The organism is Pseudomonas sp. 3B-A001-10F, from assembly GCF_056313565.1.
Genome location: NZ_JBQYFW010000017.1, coordinates 59,565 through 84,924 on the forward strand (window position 1 = coordinate 59,565; position 25,360 = coordinate 84,924).

A 25,360-nucleotide genomic window follows, 5' to 3' on the forward strand; every position below is an offset into this window, starting at 1 on the left:
GAGGGCAACAATCCCGACCTGAAATACCCAATCCAAGAACACCTCAATCCCCCCAGAGATTCAAAAGTGGCCCACCCCGCCCAACGCCGCTGGTACCCCATCGTCTTCGCCATCGCCGCGCTGGTGCTGTTGCCCCTGAGCGTTCTGCTGCTCTCCTGGCAAACCATCGATCAACAGATCTGGTCGCACCTTTGGCAAACCCAGATGCCGCGCCTGCTCGGCAACACCCTGACGTTGGTAGTCGGCGTCGGTGTCGGTGTGACGCTGCTGGGTGTCAGCCTCGCCTGGCTCACCAGCCTCTGCGAATTCCCTGGCCGGCGCTGGCTCGACTGGGCGCTGATGCTGCCTTTCGCCATTCCCGCCTATGTGCTGGCCTTCGTTTTCGTCGGCCTGCTCGACTTCGCCGGCCCTGTGCAGACCCTGCTGCGCGAATGGTTCGGCAGCGGCCTGCGGCTGCCGCGCGTGCGCTCCACCGGCGGGGTGATCATCGTGCTGGTGCTGGTCTTCTATCCCTACGTTTATTTGTTGGCGCGCACCGCATTCCTCGCTCAGGGTAAAGGCCTGATGGAAGCGGCGCGGGTGCTTGGCCAATCGCCGTGGCAAGCGTTCTGGCGAGTGGCGTTGCCAATGGCGCGTCCTGCGATTGGCGCCGGCGTAGCGCTGGCGCTGATGGAAACCCTCGCTGATTTCGGCGCAGTGTCGGTGTTCAACTTCGACACCTTCACCACCGCCATCTACAAGACCTGGTATGGCTTCTTCAGCCTGTCGAGTGCGGCGCAGTTGGCCAGTCTGTTGCTGCTGGTGGTGATGCTGGTGCTCTACGGCGAACGTCGCGCGCGTGGCGCCAATCGGGCGAGCAACGAGCGGCCACGGGTGAAAGCCCTGTATCACTTGCGCGGGCTCAAGGCGTTCGCGGCGATGAGCTGGTGCGCACTGGTGTTCGCCTGCGCCTTCGTCATTCCGCTGCTGCAACTGATCGTCTGGTTCTGGCAGCGCGGCCGTTTCGATCTGGACGAGCGCTACGCCGGGCTGATCCTGCACACTTTGTATCTGGGCGGCATGGCGGCGCTGATTACCGTCAGTGTTGCGCTGTTGTTGGCGTTTGCCCGGCGGCTGGCGCCGACGCAGGCGATCAACTCTGGTGTTGGTCTGGCCAACCTGGGCTACGCCTTGCCGGGTTCGGTGTTGGCCGTGTCGATCATGCTGGCGTTCAGTTATTTGGATCGCGAGCTGGTGATTCCACTCTCCGGTTGGCTCGGCGGCGCGGGCAAACCGCTGCTGCTTGGCAGTCTGGCGGCGCTGCTGATGGCCTATCTGGTGCGTTTTATTGCGGTGGCGTACGGACCGCTGGAAAGCAGTCTGGCGCGTATACGGCCCTCTTTGCCCGAAGCAGCACGTAGCCTGGGTGTCAGTGGGCCGCGACTGTTTTTCAAAGTGTATCTGCCGCTGTTGCTGCCCGGCGCGCTGAGCGCGGCGCTGCTGGTGTTCGTCGATGTGCTCAAGGAAATGCCCGCGACCCTGCTGATGCGCCCGTTTGGCTGGGACACGCTGGCGGTGCGGATCTTTGAAATGACCAGTGAAGGTGAATGGGCGAGGGCGTCTTTGCCAGCGCTGACCCTGGTTCTGGTCGGTCTATTGCCGGTCATCGGACTGATCCGCCGCTCGGCGCACCGAAACACTTAGTCGTCAGTCCTGAATCATGCGGCTACAATGCGCGGCATTCGGTGCGGTTCGTCTGACAGACCCGTTCGCTGAAATCGGCTGAAAGCCTTCTATTTCGCGGCTTTCACCCCGTACAGCGGCTGTCCGCACCTTCGCCACGCCCGGAAGGAGAAACCCATGGGACAGCGTACGCCTCTGTATGACCTGCATCTCGCCCTCGGCGCGAAGATGGTCGATTTTGGCGGTTGGGACATGCCACTGCATTACGGCTCGCAGGTCGAGGAGCATCACGAAGTGCGCCGCGATTGCGGGGTGTTCGATGTTTCCCACATGACCGTGATCGATGTCACCGGCACCCAGGCCAAGGCCTGGCTGCAGCATTTGCTGGCCAATGATGTCGACCGCCTGCACCGCCCCGGCCGTGCGTTGTACAGCACCATGCTCAACGAGCGTGGCGGCATCGTCGATGACATGATCGTCTACCGCCTCGACGACGCTTATCGACTGGTGTTCAACGCTTCGACCCGCGATCAGGATCTGGCCTGGATGAACGCGCAGCGCGGCGATTACGACGTGCAACTGCACGAGCGCTCCGAGCTGGCGATGCTCGCCATCCAAGGCCCACAGGCCCGGCACAAGATTGCCGAACTGGTGACCCAGTCTCGCGCCACGCTGATCCAGCACCTCAAACCCTTCGAAGGCTATACCGACGGTGACTGGTTCATCGCGCGTACCGGTTATACCGGTGAAGATGGGCTGGAAATCTGCCTGCCGGCCAATCAGGCGCCGGGGTTCTTCAACGATCTGGTCGGTGCCGGCATTTCCCCGATCGGCCTCGGTGCCCGCGATACCCTGCGGGTTGAAGCCGGGATGAACCTCTACGGTCAGGACATTCACCAAGACGTTTCGCCACTGGCCTCGAACATGGCCTGGAGCATTGCCTGGGAACCGGCCACCCGCCAATTCATTGGCCGTGCTGCGCTAGAGGCGGAAAAAACTGCCGGCATTGCGCACAAACTGGTTGGTCTGGTCTTGGAAGAACGTGGTGTTTTGCGCGCTCATCAAGTGGTTCGCATCGCCGATGTTGGCGAAGGGGAGATCACCAGTGGTAGTTTCTCTCCTACGCTGAGCAAATCGATTGCCCTGGCGCGCGTTCCGATGGCAACCGCCGACCGCGCCGAAGTGGAAATCCGTGGCAAGTGGTACCCGGTACGGGTGGTCAAACCGACCTTCGTACGCCATGGCAAAACTTTGATCTAACCTTTTTCCGGCGGGCATGACCGCTGACCCAATTCCTGAGGACACCGAAGATGAGCAATATTCCCGCTGAACTGCGTTTTGCCGAAAGTCATGAATGGGCACGTCTGGAAGCCGACGGCACCGTCACCGTGGGCATCAGCGATCACGCGCAGGAAGCGCTGGGCGATGTGGTGTTCGTTGAGCTGACCGAAGTAGGCAAGGTGTTCGCCGCTGAAGATCAGGCTGGCGTCGTTGAATCGGTGAAAGCTGCTTCCGACATCTACTCGCCGATCAGCGGTGAAGTCATCGCGATCAACGAAGAGCTGGGCGGTTCGCCAGAGCTGCTGAACTCCGATCCGTACGGCGCATGGATCTTCAAGCTCAAGCCAAGCGATAAGGCTGAGCTGGACAAACTGCTGGATGCCGGCGCATACAAGGCTGCCATCGGCGAATAAGCGTTACGCAACACCGCAAAGCCCCGACCTGTCGGGGCTTTTTCATGCACGATGATTTTCCCCTTGTGGGAGCGAGCAGGCTCGCTCCCACAAGGGGAAAGGGGTTGCTCTGAAAATTGGCGGCGATAGGGGCTGCTATGCTGGTTTGACCGTGTTGCATTGACGCCGAGCGCCAGCCAAGAGAGAGCCCGTCATGTCCCAGTTGCCGTCCCTGAGCCAGTTACGCGATCCCGATGCCTTCCTGCGCCGTCACCTCGGCCCCGATGCAGCCGAGCAACAGGCGATGCTCGACAGCCTTGGCCTCGGTAGTCGAATTGAACTGATCGAGCAAACGGTGCCGCCAGGCATTCGCTTCAATCGCGCGCTCGAGCTGCCACCCGCGCTGGATGAACAAGCCGCGCTGGCCAAGCTGCGCAGTTACGCCGAGCAGAATCAGGTCTGGACCAGCCTGATCGGTATGGGCTACCACGGCACCCTGACGCCAACCGTCATCCTGCGCAATGTGCTGGAAAATCCCGGCTGGTACACCGCGTACACGCCGTATCAACCGGAGATCGCTCAAGGCCGGCTCGAAGCGCTGTTGAATTTCCAGCAACTGACCATCGACCTCACCGGCCTCGAGTTGGCCAACGCTTCGCTGCTCGATGAAGCGACGGCGGCTGCCGAAGCCATGGCACTCGCCAAGCGTGTGGCGAAGTCGAAGAGCAATCTGTTTTTCGTCGATGAGAACTGCCACCCGCAAACCATTTCCGTGGTGCAGACCCGTGCCGAAGGCTTCGGTTTCGAGCTGATCATCGACGCTGTGGATAACTTGAAACAACATCAGGTGTTCGGCGCATTGCTGCAGTATCCCGACACCCACGGCGAGATTCACGATCTGCGGCCATTGATCGACCACCTGCATGCGCAACAGGCGCTGGCTTGTGTCGCGACGGATTTATTGAGTCTGCTGTTGCTGACGCCGCCGGGCGAGTTGGGTGCCGATGTAGTGTTCGGTTCCTCCCAGCGATTCGGCGTGCCGATGGGATACGGCGGGCCGCACGCAGCATACTTTGCTAGCCGCGAGGAATACAAACGGGCGATTCCCGGGCGGATCATCGGCGTGTCGAAGGACGCTCGGGGTAACGCCGCATTGCGCATGGCGCTGCAAACCCGCGAACAACATATTCGTCGTGAGAAGGCCAATTCGAACATCTGTACCGCACAAGTCCTGCTGGCCAACATTGCCAGTTTCTACGCGGTCTATCACGGCCCGGAAGGCTTGAAGCGCATCGCCCAGCGCACGCATCGACTGACCTGCATTTTGGCGGCTGGGCTTGAGCGCAAGGGCATCAGTCGGGTCAACGCACAATTCTTCGACACGCTGACGCTGGACGTCGGCGGTGCGCAAACGGCGATCATCGAAAGCGCTCAGGCTGCGCAGATCAACCTGCGAATTCTTGGTCGCGGCCGTGTGGGGCTGAGTCTTGATGAGACAACCGATGAAAGCACAGTGGCCAAGCTGTTCGATGTATTGCTGGGTGCCGATCATGGGTTGAACGTCGATGAACTTGACGCTGAAGCCCTGAACTCGGGCATCCCCGACAACCTTCAGCGCAAATCCCCGTACCTGCGCCACCCGGTGTTCAACGCCCATCACAGCGAAACCGAGATGCTGCGTTATCTCAAGCAACTGGAGAACAAGGATCTGGCGCTCAATCAGTCGATGATCCCGCTGGGCTCCTGCACCATGAAACTCAACGCCACCAGCGAAATGATCCCGATTACCTGGCCGCAATTCGCCGACCTGCATCCGTTCGTGCCGCGTGAGCAGGCGGTCGGTTATACGCTGATGATCGAGGAGCTGGAGCGCTGGCTGTGCGCAATCACCGGGTTCGATGCGATCTGCATGCAGCCCAACTCCGGCGCTCAGGGCGAGTACGCCGGGTTGCTAGCGATCCGCAAATACCACGAAAGCCGTCAGCAGGGGGCGCGGGAGATCTGCCTGATTCCGTCCTCGGCCCATGGCACCAACCCGGCCTCGGCGCAAATGGCCGGGATGCGCGTGGTGATCGTCGAGTGCGACGAGGCGGGCAACGTCGATCTGGAGGATCTGCAAGCGAAAGCCGCCGAGGCTGGGGATAAGTTGTCGTGCCTGATGGCGACCTATCCGTCGACCCACGGCGTTTACGAGGAGGGCATCAGCGAGATCTGCGAGGTTATCCACAAGTACGGCGGTCAGGTCTACATGGACGGCGCAAACCTCAACGCGCAGGTCGGGCTGACGCGGCCGGCGGACATCGGCGCCGACGTGTCGCACATGAATTTGCACAAGACCTTCTGCATCCCTCACGGCGGCGGTGGGCCGGGCATGGGGCCGATCGGTATTCGTGCGCATCTGGCGCCGTTCGTCGCCAATCATCCAGTGGTGCCGATCGACGGGCCACTGGCGCAGAACGGCGCGGTCAGCGCGGCGCCCTGGGGCAGCGCGAGCATTCTGCCGATCAGCTGGATGTACATCGCCATGATGGGCCCGCAACTGGCGGATGCCAGCGAGGTGGCGATTCTGGCGGCGAACTATCTGGCGCAGCATCTATCCGGCGCATTCCCGGTGTTGTACACCGGGCGCAACGGGCGGGTCGCTCACGAATGCATTCTCGACCTGCGGCCCTTGAAGGCGCTGACCGGGATCAGCGAAGAAGACGTCGCCAAGCGCCTGATGGATTACGGCTTCCATGCGCCGACCATGTCCTTCCCGGTGCCGGGCACGTTGATGGTCGAGCCGACCGAGAGCGAATCGAAGGCTGAACTGGATCGTTTTATCGGTGCGATGCTGAGCATTCGTGCAGAAATCACCGAAGTGCAAAACGGCAACTGGCCGGGCGAGGACAACCCGTTGAAACGAGCGCCGCATACCCTGGCGGATGTCACCGGGGTTTGGGAGCGGCCCTACAGCATCGAGCAGGGCATTACCCCGGATGCGCACACCAAAGCGCACAAGTATTGGCCGGCGGTGAATCGGGTGGATAACGTTTACGGCGATCGCAACCTGTTCTGTGCCTGCGTCCCGGTGGATGATTACCGCTGACATTCAGACTGTATGCGGTCCTTGTGGGAGCGAGCTTGCTCGCGAAGACGGCGTGTCAGTCGCCGCATATTTCGGATGTGAAATTGCCTTCGCGAGCAAGCTCGCTCCCACAGGGTTTAGTGTTGGGCTCAGAAGACAGGCAAAAAAATGCCGCTCGATTGAGCGGCATTTTTGTTGGCGGATGGCTTACTCGGAAGCCACGGCGTTCTTCGCCAGGATCGCATTCGCCAATTCCATATCGGTCGCCTGCAGGCCTGGATTGTCGGCGCGGACTTTCTGCATCGCCGCTTCCAGATACGGTCCGCGAATGCCGCCATCACTGGCAACGAAGCTGCCGGCATCGTCCTGTGCGGCGATGATCAGCTTGTGATCCTTGAAGGTCAGGTAGGTCGAACCGGTAGTGGCACCGGACGAGATGACGTTACGCCAAAAGCTGTCCGCCATGGCCGAACCAACGGGAAGGGACAGCAAGGCCAGAGTGGCGACAGCAAGTTTGAGACGCATGATGAGATGACTCCAGGGGGTTAACTAGGGCCTTGGATCGCCATTCCCTGATCCGGTTCCGTGGCGGCTTATTTCTGCTCGCTCTGCGGCGTCACCCGCAGCACTTCTTCCACCGTCGTCAGCCCTGCTGCGACTTTCTGTGCCCCGGACAGACGCAAACTGCGCATGCCTTCCTTGAACGCCTGCCGACGAATCGCCGTGAGGTCGGCGTCCGGGGTGATGAACGCCTTGAGGCTGTCGCTCAGTTGCATGATCTCGTAGACCCCGGCGCGGCCGTGATAACCGGTGTCGCGGCATTCCACGCAACCAATGGCACGTTGTGCATTGCCCGGCAGCGGCGCCTGCCACGGGCGGGTCAGGGTTTGCCAGTCTTCCTCTGCCAGCGTCAGCGGTGCCTTGCAATGCGGGCACAGGGTGCGCACCAGACGCTGGGCCATGACACCTAGCACGGTGGCCTTGATCAGGTAATGCGGCACGCCGAGTTCGAGCAGACGACTTATTGCGCTGGGGGCGTCATTGGTGTGCAGCGTCGACAAGACCAGGTGCCCGGTGAGCGCCGCCTGAATCGCCATTTCAGCGGTTTCCAGGTCACGGATCTCGCCGATCATGATGATGTCCGGGTCTTGCCGCATCAGCGCGCGCACCCCGGCGGCGAAACTCAGGTCGATGTTGTGCTGCACCTGCATCTGGTTGAACGCCGGCTCGACCATCTCGATCGGGTCTTCGATGGTGCAGAGGTTCACTTCCGGCGTCGCCAGTTTTTTCAGCGTGGTATACAGCGTGGTGGTCTTGCCCGAGCCGGTCGGCCCGGTGACCAGAATGATGCCGTTGGGCTGGCGGGTCATGTCTTGCCAGCGGCGCAAATCATCGGCACTGAAACCCAGCTGGTCGAAATCCTTGAGCAGCACTTCCGGGTCGAAAATCCGCATGACCATTTTTTCGCCGAACGCGGTGGGCAGCGTCGAAAGGCGCAGCTCCACTTCACCGCCGTCCGGGGTCTTGGTCTTGACCCGGCCGTCCTGGGGTTTGCGCTTCTCGGCGACATTCATCCGCCCGAGGCTTTTCAGGCGACTGACAATTGCCATGGTCACCTGCGGCGGGAATTGATAGACGTTGTGCAGCACGCCGTCGATGCGAAAGCGCACCGTGCCTTGTTCACGCCGAGGCTCGATGTGGATATCGCTGGCGCGCTGCTGGAAGGCGTACTGGAACAGCCAGTCGACGATGTTGACGATGTGCGCATCGTTGGCATCCGGCTCCTGATCGCTGGCGCCGAGGTTGAGCAGTTGTTCGAAGTTGCCAAGGTTACCGCTCTGCTGATCGGCATTGCTGGCGCCGCTGACCGATTTGGCCAAGCGGAAGAACTCGACGCTGAAGCGCTGGATATCCGCCGGGTTGGCCACCACCCGTTTGATCGGCAGCTTCAATACGTGGGTGAGATCGGCCTCCCAGCCGGTGACATAAGGCTGGGCGCTGGCCACGGTCACCGAATCGCGGTCGACCGCCACGGCGAGAATCTTGTGCCGTTGCGCAAAGGCATAGGACATCAACGGCGTGATCGCGGCGACGTTGATCTTCAACGGGTCAATACGCAAGTACGGCTGGCCGGCCTGTTGCGCCAGCCACAGGGTCAGGCTTTCCAGGTCGAGGTGTTTGCCCGGACGACTGAGGTCGTCCAGTTGCTGGCTGGCGATGAATTCCAGTGGATGCATCTGGCCATGGACGGCGTGGCGACGACGGGCATTCAGCGCCTGCTCGGCCGCGTCCTGGCCGATAAAGCCTTGGGCGACCAGTTCACGCAGCACCTCGTTGAGTTCCAGCCAGCGGTCCTGAGTGGCAAGTTGAACGGACATGCGGGCTTCCTTTTGAGCGACAGTGCGCAAAAGGATAGTCGCGGCCCCGCAGACCGTTGGGCCACTACCCGATGAAGCCGTTGCCGGATTTGTCAGCCAGCGGCTTGCGCGGGGGCATCCCAAGCGCTGTCGGCGTTTTGCAGATTGACCGAACAGACGCTGATCAGGTTACGAAGTTTTTCCGCGATCACTTGCGCGCGATGCCAACTGAGACCGCCCATGACCAGGTCGATCGACAGCAGATCATCCATGCGTTGCACATTGACCTGCTCGGGCGTGAGGAACTGCAGTGCGAACAGGTTGAGCACCCGCACCAGCAGATCCGGCTCGGCCTCGGCGAGGATCTGATACTGCGCCAGGCAATGGGCGTTGCTGACGTTCCAGACGTCGGCGCGGGTAGGCGAGGTGGTTACGGCTTCGAGGTGCGGCATGGCGAGTCTCCAAAATCTCTGGAGGAATTTTTACATTCGTTGACGGGTATTTCTTGGCTATGATCGGCGTTATTGGCGAATGATCGAAACGATCAATTCGAAAGATCGTGGATTAGAGGTTTTTCTATGCACAGTGAGCTGGACGGCTACGACCGCAAGATTCTCGCCCTGCTGCAGGAGGATGCTTCCCTGTCGAGCGCGCAGATCGCCGAGCAGGTCGGCCTGTCGCAATCGCCGTGCTGGCGGCGGATTCAGCGGATGAAGGAGGAGGGGATCATTCGTGGCCAGGTGACCTTGCTCGATCGCAAGAAGATCGGCCTGAACACGCAGATCTTTGCCGAGATCAAACTCAACGCCCACGGGCGTTCGAACTTCACTGAGTTCACCGAAGCGATTCGCGGGTTCCCGGAGGTGCTGGAGTGTTATGTGCTGATGGGCGCGGTGGACTTTTTACTGCGCATTGTCGCGGCGGACATCGAGGCGTATGAGCGGTTCTTCTTCGAGAAACTGTCGCTGGTGCCGGGGATTCAGGAAGTGAATTCGATCGTGGCGTTGTCGGAGATCAAATCCACCACAAGCCTCCCTGTCTGAGGTCAGGCAGTTGGCCTCTTCGCGAGCAGGCTCGCTCCCACAGGGGATTGCATTCCAAAGTGGGAGCGAGCCTGCTCGCGAAAGCGGTGTTACATACGCAGGAGCATTTTCCACGCGCGATTCTGGTAAACCGCAATCGCCTGTTGCTTGCGCGCGTCGAGCAGTTCGTCAGTGATCGTCGGCTCGTTGGCCAGTTGCGCCAGTTTATTCAGTTCGCCGTACAAACGATCCATTTCCGGGATTTCCAGCACGTTGCGCGCGTGGTGCAGCCAGACCTGAATGCGCTCGATACGCGGCAGTTGCTCAGCCAGATCTTCTGGCTGCTGCTGATAACGCTGCAGTTGCAGAGCAGTGGCTTCTTCGCCCAGCAGACGCGGCAACCAACTGTGCAACTGCGCACCGCCCTGACGATTGCCACGCACGTTGCGCTCGGCGGTCCAGGTGCGAGCCAGCAACCAGCGTGACGTGCTCAGCGAGAACAGACCCCAGCGCGGATCTTCCAGTTCTTCGAGGAACTGCTCCGGCGCAGCCTTGCGTACGTCTTCATCTTCGATGCCGGCCTGTACCAGCGGACGCCAGTCTTCCAGCAATGCATCAAGCGCGACGCGCAAATCGTGAGTCGACTGACGCGGCGCGGCCTGGCCGAGGCTGCTGAGCAGGGCGCGCATTTCCGCGAGGTTCTCGACCCAGTCGAGCAACAGGCGCCAGTGGCCGTTGAAACGGTACTGTTCAGCCAGACGCTGGCTGCTGCCGAGCAAATGCCAGCTCAGCGCGGCGAAGGCGTCGTCGAGTTGGGTTTCCGGGGTCAGCTCCGGCGCCGGCAGGCTCAACGAGTAGCTGTTGGCGTCGTATAGACGGTAGCCGCGCTCAGCCTTGCTGATGTCACACGGCATCAACGCCAGGGTTTCAGCCAGTTCGGCGGCCAGTTCCAGCAGCGCGGCAGGCTCGCCTTCGCGCAGCTCCAGTTCCAGCTCGCAGATTTCTTCTTTCTGCTTGCCGACGACAACGTGGCCGAGATCCAGCGCGGCTTCGATGACCACTTTGCTCTTGCCACGGCCCCAAGCGATTTCGGCGCGTTCGCGGACGAAATCGGTGGTGAAGATCGGCTTGAGGGTTTTCTTGTCCAGCTCGGCCAGCGACTCGGGCCAGCATTCGCCGTCGAGTTTTTTCACGTCGAGCTTGGCTTTCGGCAACTTCCAGTCGTATTCATTGCGTTCGGACAGACCAGCAACGCTTTGGCCACGGGTCTTGAGGGTTTGAATGACTTCGTCACCGTCCTTGCGCAGGCGCAGGGCGACTTTGGCCTGGGCCAGATCGCGCTCAGGGGTGTCGAAGTACTGGTTCATCAACTCACGGCGTTCCCAGCCACTTTTGTTGCGTTTTTTCAGTAACGGGTGCTCGCGCAGCGCAGCGAGGGTTTCGCGGCTGACGCGGAGTTTGATTTCGGTTTCTTTCTGCATGGCCGGAAAATCCAGGATCGGGAGCGCAGCCGGGGAATATGTGGCTGCCAAGGCCGTGCAGTGTACAGGACTGATTCGTCCTACGCCCTGCGGCGGTTTATTCCTGACGCCGGATGGTTCTATGATGGACTTCAATTCGGGAGTTGGAGTCAGCGATGCCTTTGCCGTCCATGCAAGACCAGTTCGCTGCGCTGATCGCCGCGCCATCGGTCAGCTGTACCCAACCGAACCTCGACCAATCCAACCGCGCGGTGATCGATTTGCTCGCCGGCTGGCTGGGGGATCTGGGTTTCAACTGCGATATCCAGCAGGTCAGCCCCGGAAAATTCAATCTGCTCGCCAGTTTCGGCAGCGGCCCCGGCGGGCTGGTGCTGGCCGGGCACAGCGACACGGTGCCGTACGACGATGCGTTGTGGCAGACCGACCCGCTGAAACTCACCGAAGTCGATGGCCGCTGGGTTGGCTTGGGCAGTTGCGACATGAAAGGGTTCTTCGCGCTGATCATCGAAGCGGTGCGGCCGCTGCTCGATCAGCCGTTCAAGCAGCCGCTGCTGATCCTCGCCACCTGCGATGAAGAAAGCTCGATGTCCGGCGCCCGCGCACTGGCCGAGGCCGGGCGTCCAATCGGCCGCGCGGCGGTGATCGGCGAGCCGACCGGGCTCAAACCGATCCGCATGCACAAAGGCATCATGATGGAGCGCATCGACATCCTCGGGCAGAGCGGCCATTCGTCGGATCCGCGCCTGGGCCACAGCGCCCTCGAAGCGATGCACGATGCGATCGGCGAACTGCGCGGCCTGCGCCTGCTGTGGCAGCGCGAATTCAACAATCCGCAGTTCAGCGTGCCGCAACCGACGATGAACTTCGGCTGCATCCATGGCGGCGATAATCCCAACCGTATCTGCGGCCAGTGTTCGCTGGAATTCGATCTGCGGCCATTGCCGGGCATGGACCCGAAAGTCTTGCGTGCGGAGATTCTGCGCAAACTCAACCCGGTCGCCGAACGCCACCAGGTGAAGATCGACTACAAACCTTTGTTCCCGGAAGTGCCGTCGTTCGAGCAGGATGAAGACGCTGAACTGGTGCGCATCGCCGAAAAGCTCACCGGTCACAGCGCTGAAGCGGTAGCGTTTGGCACCGAAGCGCCTTATCTTCAGCGCCTTGGTTGCGAAACCATCGTGCTTGGCCCCGGTGACATTGCCTGTGCGCATCAGCCCGGCGAGTACCTTGAAATGTCACGTTTGCAGCCTACCGTGCATCTATTACGGCAACTGATTGAACATTACTGCCTGAAGAATTGAACGCATCCCTTGTAGGAGCTGCCGAAGGCTGCGATCTTTTGCCTTTGTTTCAGATGATCAAAAGATCGCAGCCTGCGGCAGCTCCTACAGGGGCAAGTCGTTAAATTAGTGGGAATCCAACCCGTATTCATGAGGAGAGCACGCGTGTCGCCAAGCCTGTTCCGACGATAACCATCAGCCCGCTGTGCGTTTTCCGTTTCGCCCCTTTTTCGGCTGCTATTTATTACAGGCCCAGGTTCATGCCCGAATACGTCAATTGGCTTCGTCACGCGTCTCCTTACATCAATGCCCACCGCGACTGCACCTTCGTCGTCATGCTGCCTGGCGACGGCGTGGAGCATCCTAATTTCGGCAACATCGTCCACGACATCGTCCTGCTGCACAGCCTCGGCGTGCGCCTGGTGCTGGTGCACGGTTCGCGCCCGCAGATTGAAACCCGCCTTGCCGCCCGTGGCCTGACCCCGCATTACCACCACGGCATGCGCATCACCGACGCCGCAACCCTGGAATGTGTGATCGACGCGGTCGGCCAATTGCGCATCGCCATCGAAGCACGGCTGTCGATGGACATGGCTTCGTCGCCGATGCAGGGCTCGCGTTTGCGTGTGGCCAGCGGCAACCTTGTTACCGCGCGGCCGATCGGTGTGCTGGAAGGCGTCGACTATCACCACACCGGCGAAGTGCGCCGGGTCGACCGTAAGGGCATCAATCGCCTGCTCGACGAGCGCTCGATCGTGTTGCTGTCGCCGTTGGGCTACTCGCCAACCGGTGAAATCTTCAACCTCGCCTGCGAAGACGTCGCCACCCGCGCTGCTATCGACCTTGGCGCTGACAAGCTGCTGCTGTTCGGTGCTGATCTCGGTCTGATCGACGAGAACGGCAAACTGGTGCGTGAGTTGCGTCCACAGCAAGTGCCAGCGCATTTACAGCGTCTGGGCAACAGCAACTATCAGGCAGAGCTTCTGGATGCCGCTGCCGAGGCTTGCCGTGGCGGCGTGGCGCGCAGCCATATCGTCAGTTACGCCGAAGACGGCGCGCTGCTGACCGAGCTGTTCACCCGTGACGGTGGCGGTACGCTGGTCGCGCAAGAGCAATTCGAACTGGTGCGTGAGGCGGCGATTGAAGACGTCGGCGGTTTGCTCGACTTGATCAGCCCGCTGGAAGAGCAGGGGATTCTGGTGCGTCGTTCGCGCGAAGTGCTGGAGCGTGAGATCGAGCAGTTCAGCGTGGTCGAGCGTGAAGGCATGATCATCGCCTGCGCGGCGCTGTATCAGATTGCCGATTCCGATGCCGGTGAGCTGGCGTGCCTGGCGGTGAATCCGGAGTACCGCCATGGCGGCCGCGGCGATGAACTGCTGGAGCGCATCGAAACCCGTGCGCGGGCGCAAGGTTTGAAGACGCTGTTCGTCCTCACCACACGCACCGCGCACTGGTTCCGTGAGCGTGGGTTCGAGCCAAGCAGCGTTGAACGCCTACCAGCGGCGCGGGCTTCGTTGTACAACTTCCAGCGCAATTCGAAAATCTTCGAAAAAACCCTTTAACCGAGTTGCTCCATTCGCGAGCAGGCTCGCTCCCACTCCTGTGGGAGCGAGCCTGCTCGCGAAGCTTTTATTGCGCCACAAACTTCGCGCTGACATACGGCGAATAATCCGGCAGCACCGTTTCAACCTTGCCCTGCTCCTTCAAAAACTTCGCCGTCTCGCCAATCGCTTTCGCCGTGCCGCCATCCAGCAGCGCCGTGGTTTGCTGCGCCTTGGCGTCCGGGAACGCCGACCCTGCGAGCAATTCCGGCACATCAGCGGCATTGGCACCGGTCAGTTTGGCGATTTTCTGTACCGGCACCGAGTCAGCCGTCCAGCTGTCTTTATGCGCCGCGTAATCGGCAAATGAATCCAGCGTAACCTTGGCGAACTTCGCGACAACGTCAGGATGCTTCTCGGCGAAGTCCTTGCGCGCGACCCAGACCTCGAAGGTCGGCGCGCCCCATTGGCCCACTTGCGCCGCATCGGTCAGGGTCTTGCCGGTCTTGCGAATTTCCCCAAGCGCCGGCGACCAGACAAACGCACCATCGATATCCCCACGTTTCCACGCGGCAGCGATTTCTGCAGGTTGCAGGTTCACCACTTTGACTTTCGAGGCGTCCAGGCCCCAGTGCTTGAGGGCGCCGAGCAAGCTGTAGTGTGAGGTGGAAACGAAAGGTGTGGCGATGGTTTTGCCGACCAGATCCTGCGGTGTGTTAATGCCGCTGCCATTGCGCACCACCAAGGCTTCGGCGGCATTGATCTGTGCCGAAACGATGAACGCCACAATCGGCAGATTGCGCGAAGCGGCAGCGGCCAACGGGCTGGAGCCAAGGTTGCCGATCTGCACATCACCGGAAGCAATGGCTGTCACAACTTCCGGGCCACTGTTGAAGCGGCGCCAGTCGATTTTCTCGCCGATGGTCTTCTCGTAGACGCCGTCGGCTTGGGGGACTTTGCTCGGGTCGATACCAGTTTGATAACCCACGGTGAGGTTGGCGGCATGGGCCGAAAAAGAAATCAGCGCTGACACACAAACTGTAACAAATTGACTAGATAGTGCGCGTTTGGCCATCATGGCGTCGCCTTTTCGATAGGGTTTGACGAATTGCGGTTGCGCCAAAGCTAATCGATATAAAAAAAGGCCAACAAATACCATTTAGGAATGAGCTTAGTCGCCGATACGCTGTTTCCCGGCGGAGGTGGCAAGATACTGGCCATATTCCGAAATGGTATGAAAAAGAATGAATAAATTCTTTTTGGGTTTATCAGGAAATCTTTACTCTGCACGGACCAAATCACTGCGATTAGACCTTGGTCGTAGACACACAAGGTTACGATTGACTTGTCAGTCACGGTCTGGCGCTAATCGCGCATCTTAGGACCCAGGGCATCAGACCCAGGGCCAGGAACACAAGAATTAGAAACGAGAGGAGCTTTACATGAACAAGTCCACCTTGGCCCTGGCTGTGGCCGTAGGGGTTATGGCGCAGCAGGCAGGCGCCGCCGGTTTCATCGAAGACAGCAAAGCTACTTTGGGGCTGCGTAACTTCTACATCAACACTGATAACCGTGATGGCGATACCAAAGCTGCCAAGGCTCAGAACAAGCAAGAAGAATGGGGCCAAGGCTTCGATCTGCGTTTCATCTCCGGTTACACCCAAGGCACCGTAGGCTTCGGTATCGACGCCATCGGCCTGGTGGGCGTGCGTCTGGATTCGGGTGGCGGCACCAACGGTGCCACGTCGACTTCCTATGGCGGCACTGTATTCCCGAGCAAGTCCAACGGTGAAGCGGTCGACAACTACTCCAGCCTGGGTCTGACTGCCAAAGCCAAGATCTCCCAGACCGAACTGAAGCTCGGCACCCTGCAGCCAAAACTGCCGGTTATCGTGACCAACGACGGTCGTCTGTTGCCGCAAACCTTCCAGGGTGGCCAGATCACTTCCAACGAGATCAAGGATCTGACGCTGGTTGCTGGTCAAATCGAGCACGCCAAGGGCCGTAACTCCAGCAACAACGAAGAGTTGTCGATTGCTGGCTCCAACGCTCACACCGCTGCCGGTCGTGACAGCAACAAGTTCATCTACGGTGGTGGCGACTACAAAATCACCAAAGACCTGACTGCCCAGTACTACTACGGCAACTTGCAGGATTACTACAAGCAGCACTTCCTCGGTCTGGTACACAACTGGGCAATCGGCCCGGGTGTATTGAAGTCTGACTTCCGTTACTTCAACAGCCGTGACGATGGCGCCAACGGTAACGACCCGGCTTACTACACCACGGGTGACTACGGCACTGGCATCACCAAAGGTAAAGTCGACAACAACCTGTACAGCGGCTTGTTCCTGTACACCGTTGAAGGTCACACCTTCGGTGGCGGTTATCAGGTCAGCAACGGCAACAGCGACTTCCCTTGGCTGAACCAGGGTGACGGCTCGTCGGCGTACATCACCACCGACATGCAGATCGCCAAGTTCGCTCGCGCAGGTGAGCGTACCTGGCAAGCTCGCTACTCGTACGACTTCGCCAAAGTTGGCGTACCTGGCCTGACCGCCGGTGTGGTTTACCTGCGTGGCGATAACATCGACACCACCGGTAAAGTCGGCGACCGCCAAGTCAGCACCAACGCGACCGGCCGTTCCGAGTGGGAACGCGACCTGACCATCGGTTACGTCGTACCGGAAGGCCCGCTGAAAAACGTTGGCGTGATGTGGAAAAACGCCATGTGGCGCAACGACATCCCAGGTCAGCGCGACCAGGATGAAAACCGCCTGATCGTCAGCTACTCGATCCCGCTGCTGTAATAGCGCGCCTCGATTCGCTGATGTAAAAAAGCCCCGTCCGGCATCACGCCGGACGGGGCTTTTGCTTTTTCGAGTCAGGCTCACCCCCGTAAGCCATCCCCGAAACTTCCCTCTTTAAAGCAACTCAAGGCCTTCTCGAACCTTGCGACCGATGGTCGTCGGGATGCCTGCCAGCGTCCAGTGAACAGATATTTAATATTCAATAATGATCTAGATATCTAGTTATTTATTCTTTTTAATGATGTCGAATCCCGAGCTACAGTTGAGGTCTCGAACAACTCATCAGGAGCAGCACCATGAGCCTCAGACTCGGCGACATCGCCCCCGATTTCGAACAGGATTCCAGCGCCGGCAAGATTCGTTTTCACGAATGGCTGGGCGATAGCTGGGGCGTGCTGTTCTCCCACCCGGCGGACTTCACCCCGGTGTGCACCACTGAGCTGGGCTTCACCGCCAAGCTCAAGGATGAGTTCAGCAAACGCGGCGTCAAAGCCATCGCGCTGTCGGTCGACCCGGTGGATTCGCACCACAAGTGGATCGAAGACATCAACGAAACCCAGAACACTGTCGTCAACTTTCCGATCCTCGCCGATGCCGATCGCAAGGTTTCGGATCTGTATGACCTGATCCATCCGAACGCAAACGACACGCTGACCGTGCGTTCGCTGTTCGTGATCGATCCGAACAAGAAGATTCGTCTGACCATCACGTATCCGGCGAGCACCGGGCGTAATTTCCACGAGATTCTGCGGGTGATCGATTCGCTGCAGCTCACCGACAACTACAAGGTGGCTACGCCGGCCAACTGGCAGGACGGTGAAGAGGTGGTGATCGTGCCTTCGCTCAAGGATGAAGAAGAGATCAAGCAGCGCTTTCCGAAAGGCTATCGCGCGGTGAAACCGTACCTGCGCCTGACGCCGCAGCCGAACAAGTGATCTTCTTGGGCAGATCGTTCCCGCGTCGAGGCGTCGAACCCCACAGTGGACGCGGAGTTCATGGATTCATTCCCACGCAGAGCGTGGGAACGATCAGTGGTTGCTACTAAGCAGGGGATTTCAGGCCGTTTCGACGGCCTTTTTTTTCGCCCGAAACAAAGCGAATCGCATATCTCCAAAATGCATAACCAAATGAATAAATATGATTTATAGATATATAAATCAGCTGGTAAGGTCACTCCATCGAAGCGAGATTGCAACCCGCGAATCGCCTGAAACGCTTAAGGAATTGTCTCAATGCTGGTCGTCTCACTCGGTGGCAGTCCCAGCCTGCGCTCCCGTTCCGGGGTGCTGCTGGAACGCTCGCAACGTTGGTTGCAGGCGCAAGGGGTGGAAGTGGTGAGTTATCAGGTGCGGGACTTCCCGGCTGAAGATTTGCTTCACGCCCGCTTCGACAGCCCGAAGGTGCTCGACCTGCTGCAACAGATCGAAAACGCCGACGGCCTGTTGATCGCCACGCCGGTGTACAAGGCTTCGTTTTCCGGCGCGTTGAAGACGTTGCTGGATCTGCTCCCGGAGCGCGCCCTGAACCACAAGATTGTTTTGCCAATGGCCACCGGCGGCAGCATCGCCCACATGCTGGTGGTCGATTACGCGCTCAAGCCTGTGTTGTCCGCGCTGAAAGCCCAGGAAATGCTCCAAGGGATTTTCGCCGAGGACAGCCAGATCGCTTACGGCGAAGGCAGTGCCGCAGCACAACTGGCACCGGCGCTGGAGCAGCGACTGCATGAAGCGCTGGATCAGTTTGTCGGCGCCATGGCCCGCCGGCCGAAACCGCTGGAACCGGGCCTGTTGAACGAACGTTTGTTGAGTGCTCGCTGGAGCATTTAAGCCACACCCGCATTTGATGTAACTCACCTTACTTCGCCGCTAACGGTCAAGCAGGTGCAGCCAAAACCCAACAGCAAAAAGGAGAGCGCTATGCGCACTGTATTTTTGCGTCGTGGTCTGGTCGCTCTGTTTGCTGCGGCTGTCACCTTCGGCGCCATCACTCAAGCTCAAGCCGAGACTCTTCGGATCGGTTATCAGAAGTACGGCACGCTGGTGCTGCTCAAGGCCAAGGGCACTCTGGAAAAACGTCTGGCCGCCCAAGGCGTCGACGTGCAATGGACTGAATTCCCCGGCGGCCCGCAACTGCTGGAAGGCCTGAACGTCGGCTCGATCGACTTCGGTGTCACCGGCGAAACCCCGCCCGTCTTCGCTCAGGCGGCCGGCGCCGATCTGCTTTACGTTGCCTACGAACCGCCAGCGCCGAACAGCGAAGCGATCCTTGTGCCGAAAGACTCGCCGATCAAATCGGTGGCCAATCTGAAGGGCAAGAAAGTCGCCCTGAACAAAGGCTCCAACGTCCACTACCTGCTGGTGCGCGCACTGGAAGACGCCGGCCTCAAATACTCCGACATTCAAACCGTCTTCCTGCCGCCAGCCGATGCCCGCGCTGCGTTCGAACGTGGCAGCGTCGACGCTTGGGTCATCTGGGATCCATACCAGGCTGCCGCCGAGAAACAACTGCAAGCGCACACCCTGCGCGACGGTAAAGGCATCGTCGACAACCACCAGTTTTACCTCGCGACCAAGCCTTACGCCGAGAAAAATCCTCAGGTGATCAAGACCCTCGTGGAAGAAGTGCGCGCAGTCGGCGAGTGGTCGAAAGCCAATCCTGAAGACGTGACCCAACAGGTTGCGCCACTGCTCGGTCTGCCGGCGGACATCACCCTGACCTCGGTGAAACGCCAGGGCTACGGCGCGCTGTTCCTGACCCCGGAAGTGGTCGCCGCGCAGCAAAAGATCGCCGACACGTTCTTCCAGCTCAAGCTGATTCCCAAGCCATTGAGCATCAAGGATGTGATCTGGACACCACCGGCCGCTGTGGCTAAAGCGCAGTAATTCGAATTCCTAAGGAGACCACTCCATGAGCCTCAATATCTTCTGGTTCCTGCCTACCCACGGCGACGGCCATTACCTTGGCACCGCCGAAGGCGCTCGCGCCGTCGACCACGGTTATCTGCAACAGGTCGCGCAAGCGGCGGATCGTCTGGGCTTCGGCGGTGTGCTGATTCCTACCGGCCGTTCTTGCGAAGACTCATGGCTGGTGGCAGCGTCGCTGATCCCGGTGACCCAGCGCCTGAAATTCCTCGTGGCTCTGCGCCCCGGGATCATTTCCCCGACGGTGGCGGCGCGGCAGGCAGCCACGCTGGATCGTCTGTCCGGCGGCCGTGCGCTGTTCAATCTGGTCACTGGTGGTGACCCGGAAGAATTGGCCGGCGATGGTCTGTTCCTCAGCCACGAAGAACGCTATCAGGCTTCGGTGGAATTCACCCGCATCTGGCGTCGTGTGCTGGAAGGCGAAACCGTCGATTACGACGGTCAGCACATCAGCGTGAAAGGCGCGAAGTTGCTCTATCCGCCGATCCAGCAACCGCGTCCGCCGCTGTACTTCGGTGGTTCTTCGGAAGCGGCGCAGGATCTGGCTGCAGAACAAGTGGAAATGGTTTTGACCTGGGGCGAGCCGCCCGCAGCGGTTGCGGAGAAGATCGAACAGGTGCGCGCCAAAGCCGCCAAGCTCGGCCGCACCGTGCGCTTCGGCATTCGTCTGCATGTGATCGTCCGTGAAACCAACGCTGAAGCCTGGCAAGCGGCGGATCGGCTGATCTCGCATCTGGACGACGACACCATCGCTCGTGCTCAGGCTTCGCTGGCGCGGTTCGATTCGGTCGGCCAACAACGCATGGCCGCCCTGCACGGCGGCAGCCGCGACAACCTCGAAGTCAGCCCTAACCTCTGGGCCGGCGTCGGTCTGGTACGCGGCGGTGCCGGTACGGCGCTGGTCGGTGATGGCCCGACCGTCGCGGCACGCGTGAAGGAATACGCGGATCTGGGTATCGACACCTTTATCTTCTCCGGTTATCCACACCTCGAAGAGTCGTACCGCGTCGCTGAACTGCTGTTCCCGCACCTCGACATCGAGCGCCCGGAACTGCCGAAAAGCGCCGGTTATGTCAGCCCGTTCGGCGAGATGGTCGCCAACGACATTCTTCCCAAAGCCGCGTCGCAGAGCTGAGGCGCGCCATGAAGAAAATCATCCACAGCCTCGCGCCCTGGGCGTTGCCGGTGTTGTTGCTAGCGGTGTGGCAGTTGTCGGTGTCGGCGGGTTGGTTGTCGACACGGATCCTGCCGGCACCGGTGGCGGTGATCGAAGCCGGCGTGAGTCTGGTGCGCAGTGGCGAGATCTGGACGCACCTGGCCATCAGCGGCTGGCGTGCGGCCCTCGGTTTCACCATCGGCGGCAGCATCGGTCTTGCCTTGGGTTTCATCACCGGTCTGTCGAAGTGGGGCGAACGCCTGCTCGACAGTTCGGTGCAGATGATCCGCAACGTGCCGCACCTGGCACTGATTCCGCTGGTGATCCTCTGGTTCGGCATCGACGAGTCGGCGAAGATTTTTCTGGTGGCGCTGGGCACGTTGTTCCCGATTTACCTGAATACCTATCACGGCATCCGCAACGTCGATCCGGCGCTGGTGGAGATGGCGCGCAGCTATGGCCTGAGCGGTTTCAGCCTGTTCTGGCAGGTGATTCTGCCGGGTGCGCTGCCTTCGATTCTGGTCGGCGTGCGCTTCGCCCTGGGCTTTATGTGGCTGACGCTGATCGTCGCCGAAACCATTTCCGCCAGCTCGGGCATCGGCTACTTGGCAATGAATGCCCGGGAGTTTTTGCAGACCGACGTGGTGGTGCTGGCGATCCTGCTTTACGCAGTGCTCGGCAAACTCGCTGACCTTGCGGCACGTGGACTTGAACGTGTGTGGTTGCGCTGGCACCCGGCTTATCAGGTTGCCAAAGGAGGTGCGGCATGACTGCTCAACAACCTCCACGCCTGCTGCGCGGGATTCCGCTGGCGGTGCGCAACCTGCAGAAAACCTTCGGCGCGCGGCAGGTGTTGCGTGACATCGATCTGCATATTCCGGCAGGGCAGTTTGTCGCCGTGGTTGGGCGTAGCGGTTGCGGCAAAAGTACCTTGCTGCGCTTGCTCGCCGGGCTCGATCAACCGACTGGCGGCGACTTGCTCGCCGGTTCTGCGCCGCTCAGCGATGCGCGGGAAGACACCCGATTGATGTTCCAGGAAGCACGTCTGCTGCCGTGGAAAAAGATCATCGACAACGTTGGCCTTGGGCTCAAGGGCAACTGGCGTCAGCAAGCACTGGATGCGCTGGAAGCAGTCGGTCTGGCGGATCGTGCCAATGAGTGGCCGGCAGCGTTATCTGGCGGACAGAAGCAGCGCGTTGCACTGGCGCGGGCGCTGATCCATCAACCGCGTCTGCTGCTGCTCGACGAACCGCTCGGCGCACTGGACGCACTGACCCGCATTGAAATGCAGCAACTGATCGAGCGTCTCTGGCAGCAACACGGCTTCACCGTGCTGCTGGTGACTCACGACGTCAGTGAAGCGGTGGCGATTGCCGACCGGGTGATTCTGATCGAGGACGGCGAAGTCGGCCTCGATCTGCATGTGGAACTGCCGCGGCCGCGAGTGCGTGGTTCGCACCGACTGGCAGCGCTGGAAACCGAAGTGCTTAACCGTGTTCTCTCCCTGCCCGGCGAACCGCCGGCGCCGGAACCTGTTTCACCACTGCCTACGCAACTGCGTTGGGCTCAATAACTCAAGCAAACGACAGGAATCATTGCCATGACTATCAAAGCCATCAACGTCCGCAACCAGTTCAAAGGCTCGATCAAAGAAATCGTCCTCGGTGACGTGCTGTCGGAAATCGACGTGCAGACCGCTTCGGGCATCGTCACTTCGGTGATCACCACCCGCTCGGTCAAGGAGCTGGAACTGGTGGTCGGCAGCGAAGTGATCGCCTTTGTAAAATCCACCGAGGTGTCGATCGCCAAGTTGTAAGCCGGTGAGTAAAAAACAACCCCGGAGGGCGTGAGCCCTTCGGGGTTTTTTGTGCCTGATCTGAAAACTGCGGTGCGGCCTTCGCGAGCAGGCTCGCTCCCACAGGTTCGGTGTTGCCCACAGATGTTGTATTCACTACAAATCACTGTGGGAGCGAGCTTGCTCGCGAAAGGGCCAGTCAGAGCACTAGAGATCTTTTGGGTAGATACGGCGGCAGATACAGGCCGATATAGGCATCAAACACGCGCATGCCTTCCTCGGCCATGCGCGGCGTGATCTGCCCATGCTGCTGCACCGAACGCGCATATACCCGATCACCCAACTCCATCGCCAGGGCGAACACATCGACATCCTTCGGCAGCCTAGGCAATTCGAAGTGATGATCGAACAGCTTGTGCATCAGGTCGCCCAGTTCAATATCGTGCTGACGGTCAGCCTGAGTGACTTCGGTCAGACCATGCTGGGCAAGGATCAACTGCCGTGCCGCCGCGTCTTCATCGTAGATCTCCAGCATCCGTTGCTCAACCAGCCGCGACAGATCGCGCCAGTCGCGCAAGGCGTCATGATCAATCGGCGCTTGCAGGCAGGCGCGAAACGCGGCGTGCACATCTGCCGTCAGTGCCTCAAGCAACGCCGGGACGCTGGCGAAGAAGTGGTACACGGAGGAGGGCGGAATCTGCGCGCGCTCGGCGACGCTGTAGATCGACAGACTCGCCACACCCTCGGCGGCCAGCAATGTACGCGCGGCGTCGAGTATCGAATCGATGCGCGCCTGACTGCGGGCACGGGGTTTGCGGACGGGGGCGGGTCGCGTCATGGAAGTCTCCTGCGGGGCAGCGGGCATTGTACGAGCCGGCTTGTGTGTTGTCTTGTCGACCGCTTTCGTCGGAACGCCGCCCGGAGCAAGCTCGCTCCCACAGGGGATCTCCTGTGTACACACAACCCATGTTCACTGAAGATCTCTGTGGGAGCGAGCTTGCTCGCGAACCGCCGCAGGCGACCATTCACCCCCACCCTTGGGATCTGAGTCCGGGCATAAAAAAAACGCCGCCGGCTGCAAGAGCCGACGGCGTTCTGTTTGGCGCTACAACCGCTTACACGGTATGCAGATACCAGTTGTACTCAAGGTCGGAGATGGAGTGTTCGAACTCCTCCAGCTCGCTTTCCTTGCAGGCGACGAAGATATCGATGTATTTCGGATCGATGTACTTGGCCATCACCTCGCTGTCGTCCAGCTCACGCAGGGCATCGCGCAAGTTGTTCGGCAGGCTTTGCTCGTTCTGCTCGTAGCTGTTGCCTTCTACAGGTGCGCCCGGTTCGATCTTGTTGGTCAGACCGTGGTGCACGCCGGCCAGTACCGAAGCCATCAGCAGGTACGGGTTGGCGTCGGCACCGGCCACGCGGTGTTCGATACGCACGGCATCGGCAGAGCCGGTCGGTACGCGAATCGCCACGGTGCGGTTGTCCAGACCCCAGCACGGCGAGTTCGGCACGTAGAACTGTGCGCCGAAACGACGGTAGGAGTTGACGTTCGGGCAGAGGAACGCCATCTGCGCGGGCAGGGTCTCGAGCACACCGCCGATCGCGTGACGCAGCGCGGCGTTCTGCTCGGGATCCTCGCTGGCAAAAATGTTTTTGCCTTCTTTATCCAGAATCGAAATGTGTACGTGCAAACCGTTACCTGCCTGGCCCGGATACGGCTTGGCCATGAAGGTGGTGTCCATTTCATGGTCGTAGGCGATGTTTTTGATCAGACGCTTGAGCAGTACCGCGTAGTCGCAGGCCTTGATCGGGTCGGCTACGTGGTGCAGGTTCACTTCGAACTGCGCCGGGGCACTTTCCTTGACGATGGCGTCGGCCGGAATGCCTTGCTCTTTGGCGCCTTCCAGAATGTCCTGGAGGCAGTCAACGTATTCGTCGAGGTCGTCGATCAGGTAGACCTGCGTCGAGTGCGGACGTTTGCCGGAGATCGGCGAGCGTGGCGGCTGAGGACGGCCGTTCACGTTTTCCTGGTCGATCAGGTAGAACTCGAGTTCAAATGCGGCGCAAATGGTCAGGCCCAGTTCGTCAAACTTTGCAACAACTTGACGGAGCACTTCGCGCGGATCGGCGAAGAACGGGTCGCCTTCGAGTTCGTGCATGGTCATCAACAGTTGCGCAGTCGGGCGCTTCTGCCATGGCTCGTTGCACAAGGTATCGGGGATTGGATAGCAGATACGATCGGCATCGCCGATGTCCAGGCCCAGGCCGGTGCTTTCCACCGTAGAACCATTGATATCCAGAGCAAATAGAGAGGCCGGCAGGTTGATGCCTTTCTCGTAAACCTTGTGGAGGCTGGTGCGTTCAATGCGCTTGCCGCGCACCACACCATTCATATCCGCAATCAGAAGGTCAACGTACAGAACCTCAGGATGTTCCTTAAGGAACGCGTTCGCTTCGTTAAGCTGAACGGCACGCGGGGGTACCGACATGATGCAACACCTTTGTTGTTAAAAATATCAATCATTGATCTTTTCTGGTTTCAGTCAACCCGAACGGCCTGCCGAAGTCAAGCGAGGCCTTTTTTGCCCTAAA

22 protein-coding genes are annotated in these 25,360 nt (G+C 60.0%); 15 read left to right on the forward strand and 7 right to left on the reverse strand.

What is annotated here, in order from left to right; genetic code table 11:
* Positions 1-66: 66 nt before the first annotated feature.
* The 4 genes from AC0ZWN_RS16965 to gcvP all read left to right on the forward strand — a co-directional run bounded on the left by AC0ZWN_RS16965 (position 67) and on the right by gcvP (position 6,423).
* Positions 67-1,683 carry an ABC transporter permease gene (locus AC0ZWN_RS16965; protein WP_476335823.1) on the forward strand — a complete coding sequence of 539 codons (1,617 nt, stop codon included), beginning with the start codon at positions 67-69 and terminating at the stop codon, positions 1,681-1,683.
* Between the two features lie 156 nt (positions 1,684-1,839).
* Positions 1,840-2,922 carry a glycine cleavage system aminomethyltransferase GcvT gene (gene gcvT, locus AC0ZWN_RS16970; protein WP_093429762.1) on the forward strand — a complete coding sequence of 361 codons (1,083 nt, stop codon included), beginning with the start codon at positions 1,840-1,842 and terminating at the stop codon, positions 2,920-2,922.
* A gap of 50 nt (positions 2,923-2,972) precedes the next feature.
* Complete coding sequence (gene gcvH, locus AC0ZWN_RS16975; RefSeq protein ID WP_095049398.1) at positions 2,973-3,356, forward strand: glycine cleavage system protein GcvH; 384 nt, start codon at positions 2,973-2,975, stop codon at positions 3,354-3,356.
* 193 nt (positions 3,357-3,549) lie between these two features.
* Positions 3,550-6,423, forward strand: a complete 2,874-nt coding sequence (gene gcvP / locus AC0ZWN_RS16980; protein ID WP_476335825.1) for an aminomethyl-transferring glycine dehydrogenase — start codon at positions 3,550-3,552, stop codon at positions 6,421-6,423.
* A 186-nt stretch (positions 6,424-6,609) separates the two neighbouring features.
* Here the strand turns inward: gcvP and AC0ZWN_RS16985 are convergent, their stop codons facing one another.
* From AC0ZWN_RS16985 to AC0ZWN_RS16995, 3 genes are all read right to left on the reverse strand, one after another.
* Positions 6,610-6,930, reverse strand: coding sequence for a DUF2388 domain-containing protein (locus tag AC0ZWN_RS16985; RefSeq protein WP_171057234.1), 321 nt, complete (start codon positions 6,928-6,930; stop codon positions 6,610-6,612).
* Between the two features lie 65 nt (positions 6,931-6,995).
* On the reverse strand, positions 6,996-8,780 hold the full coding sequence (gene tfpB / locus AC0ZWN_RS16990) for a type IV pilus assembly ATPase TfpB (protein ID WP_476335827.1): 1,785 nt from the start codon (positions 8,778-8,780) through the stop codon (positions 6,996-6,998).
* 92 nt (positions 8,781-8,872) lie between these two features.
* Positions 8,873-9,211, reverse strand: coding sequence for a hypothetical protein (locus AC0ZWN_RS16995; RefSeq protein WP_093429765.1), 339 nt, complete (start codon positions 9,209-9,211; stop codon positions 8,873-8,875).
* 126 nt (positions 9,212-9,337) lie between these two features.
* Here AC0ZWN_RS16995 and AC0ZWN_RS17000 point away from each other — a divergent pair, with 126 nt between their 5' ends.
* A complete protein-coding gene (locus AC0ZWN_RS17000; RefSeq protein WP_095119879.1) occupies positions 9,338-9,802 on the forward strand; it encodes an Lrp/AsnC family transcriptional regulator in 465 nt (154 codons plus the stop codon).
* An 89-nt stretch (positions 9,803-9,891) separates the two neighbouring features.
* Here AC0ZWN_RS17000 and AC0ZWN_RS17005 read toward each other — a convergent pair whose 3' ends face one another.
* A complete protein-coding gene (locus AC0ZWN_RS17005) occupies positions 9,892-11,262 on the reverse strand; it encodes a CYTH domain-containing protein (protein ID WP_099757466.1) in 1,371 nt (456 codons plus the stop codon).
* A gap of 155 nt (positions 11,263-11,417) precedes the next feature.
* Here AC0ZWN_RS17005 and argE point away from each other — a divergent pair, with 155 nt between their 5' ends.
* A complete protein-coding gene (gene argE / locus AC0ZWN_RS17010; protein WP_476335829.1) occupies positions 11,418-12,563 on the forward strand; it encodes an acetylornithine deacetylase in 1,146 nt (381 codons plus the stop codon).
* A 239-nt stretch (positions 12,564-12,802) separates the two neighbouring features.
* Entirely contained in the window at positions 12,803-14,104 is a 1,302-nt protein-coding gene (gene argA, locus AC0ZWN_RS17015; protein WP_194936147.1) for an amino-acid N-acetyltransferase, read from the forward strand.
* Positions 14,105-14,171: 67 nt separating this feature from the next.
* On the opposite strand, the gene tauA is transcribed toward argA, so the two are convergent.
* Entirely contained in the window at positions 14,172-15,161 is a 990-nt protein-coding gene (tauA, locus tag AC0ZWN_RS17020) for a taurine ABC transporter substrate-binding protein (RefSeq protein ID WP_405122684.1), read from the reverse strand.
* A gap of 364 nt (positions 15,162-15,525) precedes the next feature.
* Between tauA and AC0ZWN_RS17025 the strand changes: the two genes are divergently transcribed.
* The 8 genes from AC0ZWN_RS17025 (at position 15,526) to AC0ZWN_RS17060 (ending at position 22,786) form a co-directional block, all read left to right on the forward strand.
* Complete coding sequence (locus AC0ZWN_RS17025) at positions 15,526-16,893, forward strand: OprD family porin (RefSeq protein WP_116254284.1); 1,368 nt, start codon at positions 15,526-15,528, stop codon at positions 16,891-16,893.
* A gap of 296 nt (positions 16,894-17,189) precedes the next feature.
* Complete coding sequence (locus AC0ZWN_RS17030; protein WP_007913831.1) at positions 17,190-17,828, forward strand: peroxiredoxin; 639 nt, start codon at positions 17,190-17,192, stop codon at positions 17,826-17,828.
* A 297-nt stretch (positions 17,829-18,125) separates the two neighbouring features.
* On the forward strand, positions 18,126-18,719 hold the full coding sequence (gene ssuE, locus AC0ZWN_RS17035) for an NADPH-dependent FMN reductase (protein ID WP_007913832.1): 594 nt from the start codon (positions 18,126-18,128) through the stop codon (positions 18,717-18,719).
* A 90-nt stretch (positions 18,720-18,809) separates the two neighbouring features.
* Complete coding sequence (locus AC0ZWN_RS17040; protein WP_476335831.1) at positions 18,810-19,775, forward strand: sulfonate ABC transporter substrate-binding protein; 966 nt, start codon at positions 18,810-18,812, stop codon at positions 19,773-19,775.
* 25 nt (positions 19,776-19,800) lie between these two features.
* Entirely contained in the window at positions 19,801-20,949 is a 1,149-nt protein-coding gene (gene ssuD / locus AC0ZWN_RS17045; RefSeq protein ID WP_007939251.1) for an FMNH2-dependent alkanesulfonate monooxygenase, read from the forward strand.
* A gap of 8 nt (positions 20,950-20,957) precedes the next feature.
* Complete coding sequence (gene ssuC, locus AC0ZWN_RS17050; protein ID WP_093429771.1) at positions 20,958-21,740, forward strand: aliphatic sulfonate ABC transporter permease SsuC; 783 nt, start codon at positions 20,958-20,960, stop codon at positions 21,738-21,740.
* Positions 21,737-22,543, forward strand: coding sequence for an aliphatic sulfonates ABC transporter ATP-binding protein (ssuB, locus tag AC0ZWN_RS17055; RefSeq protein ID WP_093429772.1), 807 nt, complete (start codon positions 21,737-21,739; stop codon positions 22,541-22,543). Before ssuC ends, ssuB begins: the two co-directional genes overlap by 4 nt.
* Positions 22,544-22,570: 27 nt before the next feature.
* Positions 22,571-22,786, forward strand: a complete 216-nt coding sequence (locus AC0ZWN_RS17060) for a TOBE domain-containing protein (RefSeq protein ID WP_003229256.1) — start codon at positions 22,571-22,573, stop codon at positions 22,784-22,786.
* A 178-nt stretch (positions 22,787-22,964) separates the two neighbouring features.
* On the opposite strand, the gene AC0ZWN_RS17065 is transcribed toward AC0ZWN_RS17060, so the two are convergent.
* Both AC0ZWN_RS17065 and AC0ZWN_RS17070 read right to left on the reverse strand, forming a co-directional pair.
* Entirely contained in the window at positions 22,965-23,603 is a 639-nt protein-coding gene (locus AC0ZWN_RS17065; protein WP_116254288.1) for a TetR/AcrR family transcriptional regulator, read from the reverse strand.
* Positions 23,604-23,880: 277 nt separating this feature from the next.
* Positions 23,881-25,257: a glutamine synthetase family protein gene (locus AC0ZWN_RS17070; protein ID WP_038358985.1), complete on the reverse strand. Its 1,377-nt coding sequence runs from the start codon at positions 25,255-25,257 to the stop codon at positions 23,881-23,883.
* Positions 25,258-25,360: the final 103 nt, after the last annotated feature.

Bases quoted from the DNA above. Each gene is read 5' to 3' on its own strand.
- ssuB (WP_093429772.1), top strand. From the start codon at position 21,737: ATGACTGCTCAACAACCTCCACGCCTGCTGCGCGGGATTCCGCTGGCG.
- AC0ZWN_RS17000 (WP_095119879.1), top strand. From the start codon at position 9,338: ATGCACAGTGAGCTGGACGGCTACGACCGCAAGATTCTCGCCCTGCTG.
- tfpB (WP_476335827.1), bottom strand. From the start codon at position 8,780: ATGTCCGTTCAACTTGCCACTCAGGACCGCTGGCTGGAACTCAACGAG.
- AC0ZWN_RS17060 (WP_003229256.1), top strand. From the start codon at position 22,571: ATGACTATCAAAGCCATCAACGTCCGCAACCAGTTCAAAGGCTCGATC.
- gcvH (WP_095049398.1), top strand. From the start codon at position 2,973: ATGAGCAATATTCCCGCTGAACTGCGTTTTGCCGAAAGTCATGAATGG.
- AC0ZWN_RS17030 (WP_007913831.1), top strand. From the start codon at position 17,190: ATGAGCCTCAGACTCGGCGACATCGCCCCCGATTTCGAACAGGATTCC.
- argE (WP_476335829.1), top strand. From the start codon at position 11,418: ATGCCTTTGCCGTCCATGCAAGACCAGTTCGCTGCGCTGATCGCCGCG.
- AC0ZWN_RS16995 (WP_093429765.1), bottom strand. From the start codon at position 9,211: ATGCCGCACCTCGAAGCCGTAACCACCTCGCCTACCCGCGCCGACGTC.
- AC0ZWN_RS17005 (WP_099757466.1), bottom strand. From the start codon at position 11,262: ATGCAGAAAGAAACCGAAATCAAACTCCGCGTCAGCCGCGAAACCCTC.
- ssuD (WP_007939251.1), top strand. From the start codon at position 19,801: ATGAGCCTCAATATCTTCTGGTTCCTGCCTACCCACGGCGACGGCCAT.
- argA (WP_194936147.1), top strand. From the start codon at position 12,803: ATGCCCGAATACGTCAATTGGCTTCGTCACGCGTCTCCTTACATCAAT.
- ssuC (WP_093429771.1), top strand. From the start codon at position 20,958: ATGAAGAAAATCATCCACAGCCTCGCGCCCTGGGCGTTGCCGGTGTTG.
- AC0ZWN_RS17025 (WP_116254284.1), top strand. From the start codon at position 15,526: ATGAACAAGTCCACCTTGGCCCTGGCTGTGGCCGTAGGGGTTATGGCG.
- gcvP (WP_476335825.1), top strand. From the start codon at position 3,550: ATGTCCCAGTTGCCGTCCCTGAGCCAGTTACGCGATCCCGATGCCTTC.
- tauA (WP_405122684.1), bottom strand. From the start codon at position 15,161: ATGATGGCCAAACGCGCACTATCTAGTCAATTTGTTACAGTTTGTGTG.
- ssuE (WP_007913832.1), top strand. From the start codon at position 18,126: ATGCTGGTCGTCTCACTCGGTGGCAGTCCCAGCCTGCGCTCCCGTTCC.
- AC0ZWN_RS17040 (WP_476335831.1), top strand. From the start codon at position 18,810: ATGCGCACTGTATTTTTGCGTCGTGGTCTGGTCGCTCTGTTTGCTGCG.
- AC0ZWN_RS17065 (WP_116254288.1), bottom strand. From the start codon at position 23,603: ATGACGCGACCCGCCCCCGTCCGCAAACCCCGTGCCCGCAGTCAGGCG.
- gcvT (WP_093429762.1), top strand. From the start codon at position 1,840: ATGGGACAGCGTACGCCTCTGTATGACCTGCATCTCGCCCTCGGCGCG.
- AC0ZWN_RS17070 (WP_038358985.1), bottom strand. From the start codon at position 25,257: ATGTCGGTACCCCCGCGTGCCGTTCAGCTTAACGAAGCGAACGCGTTC.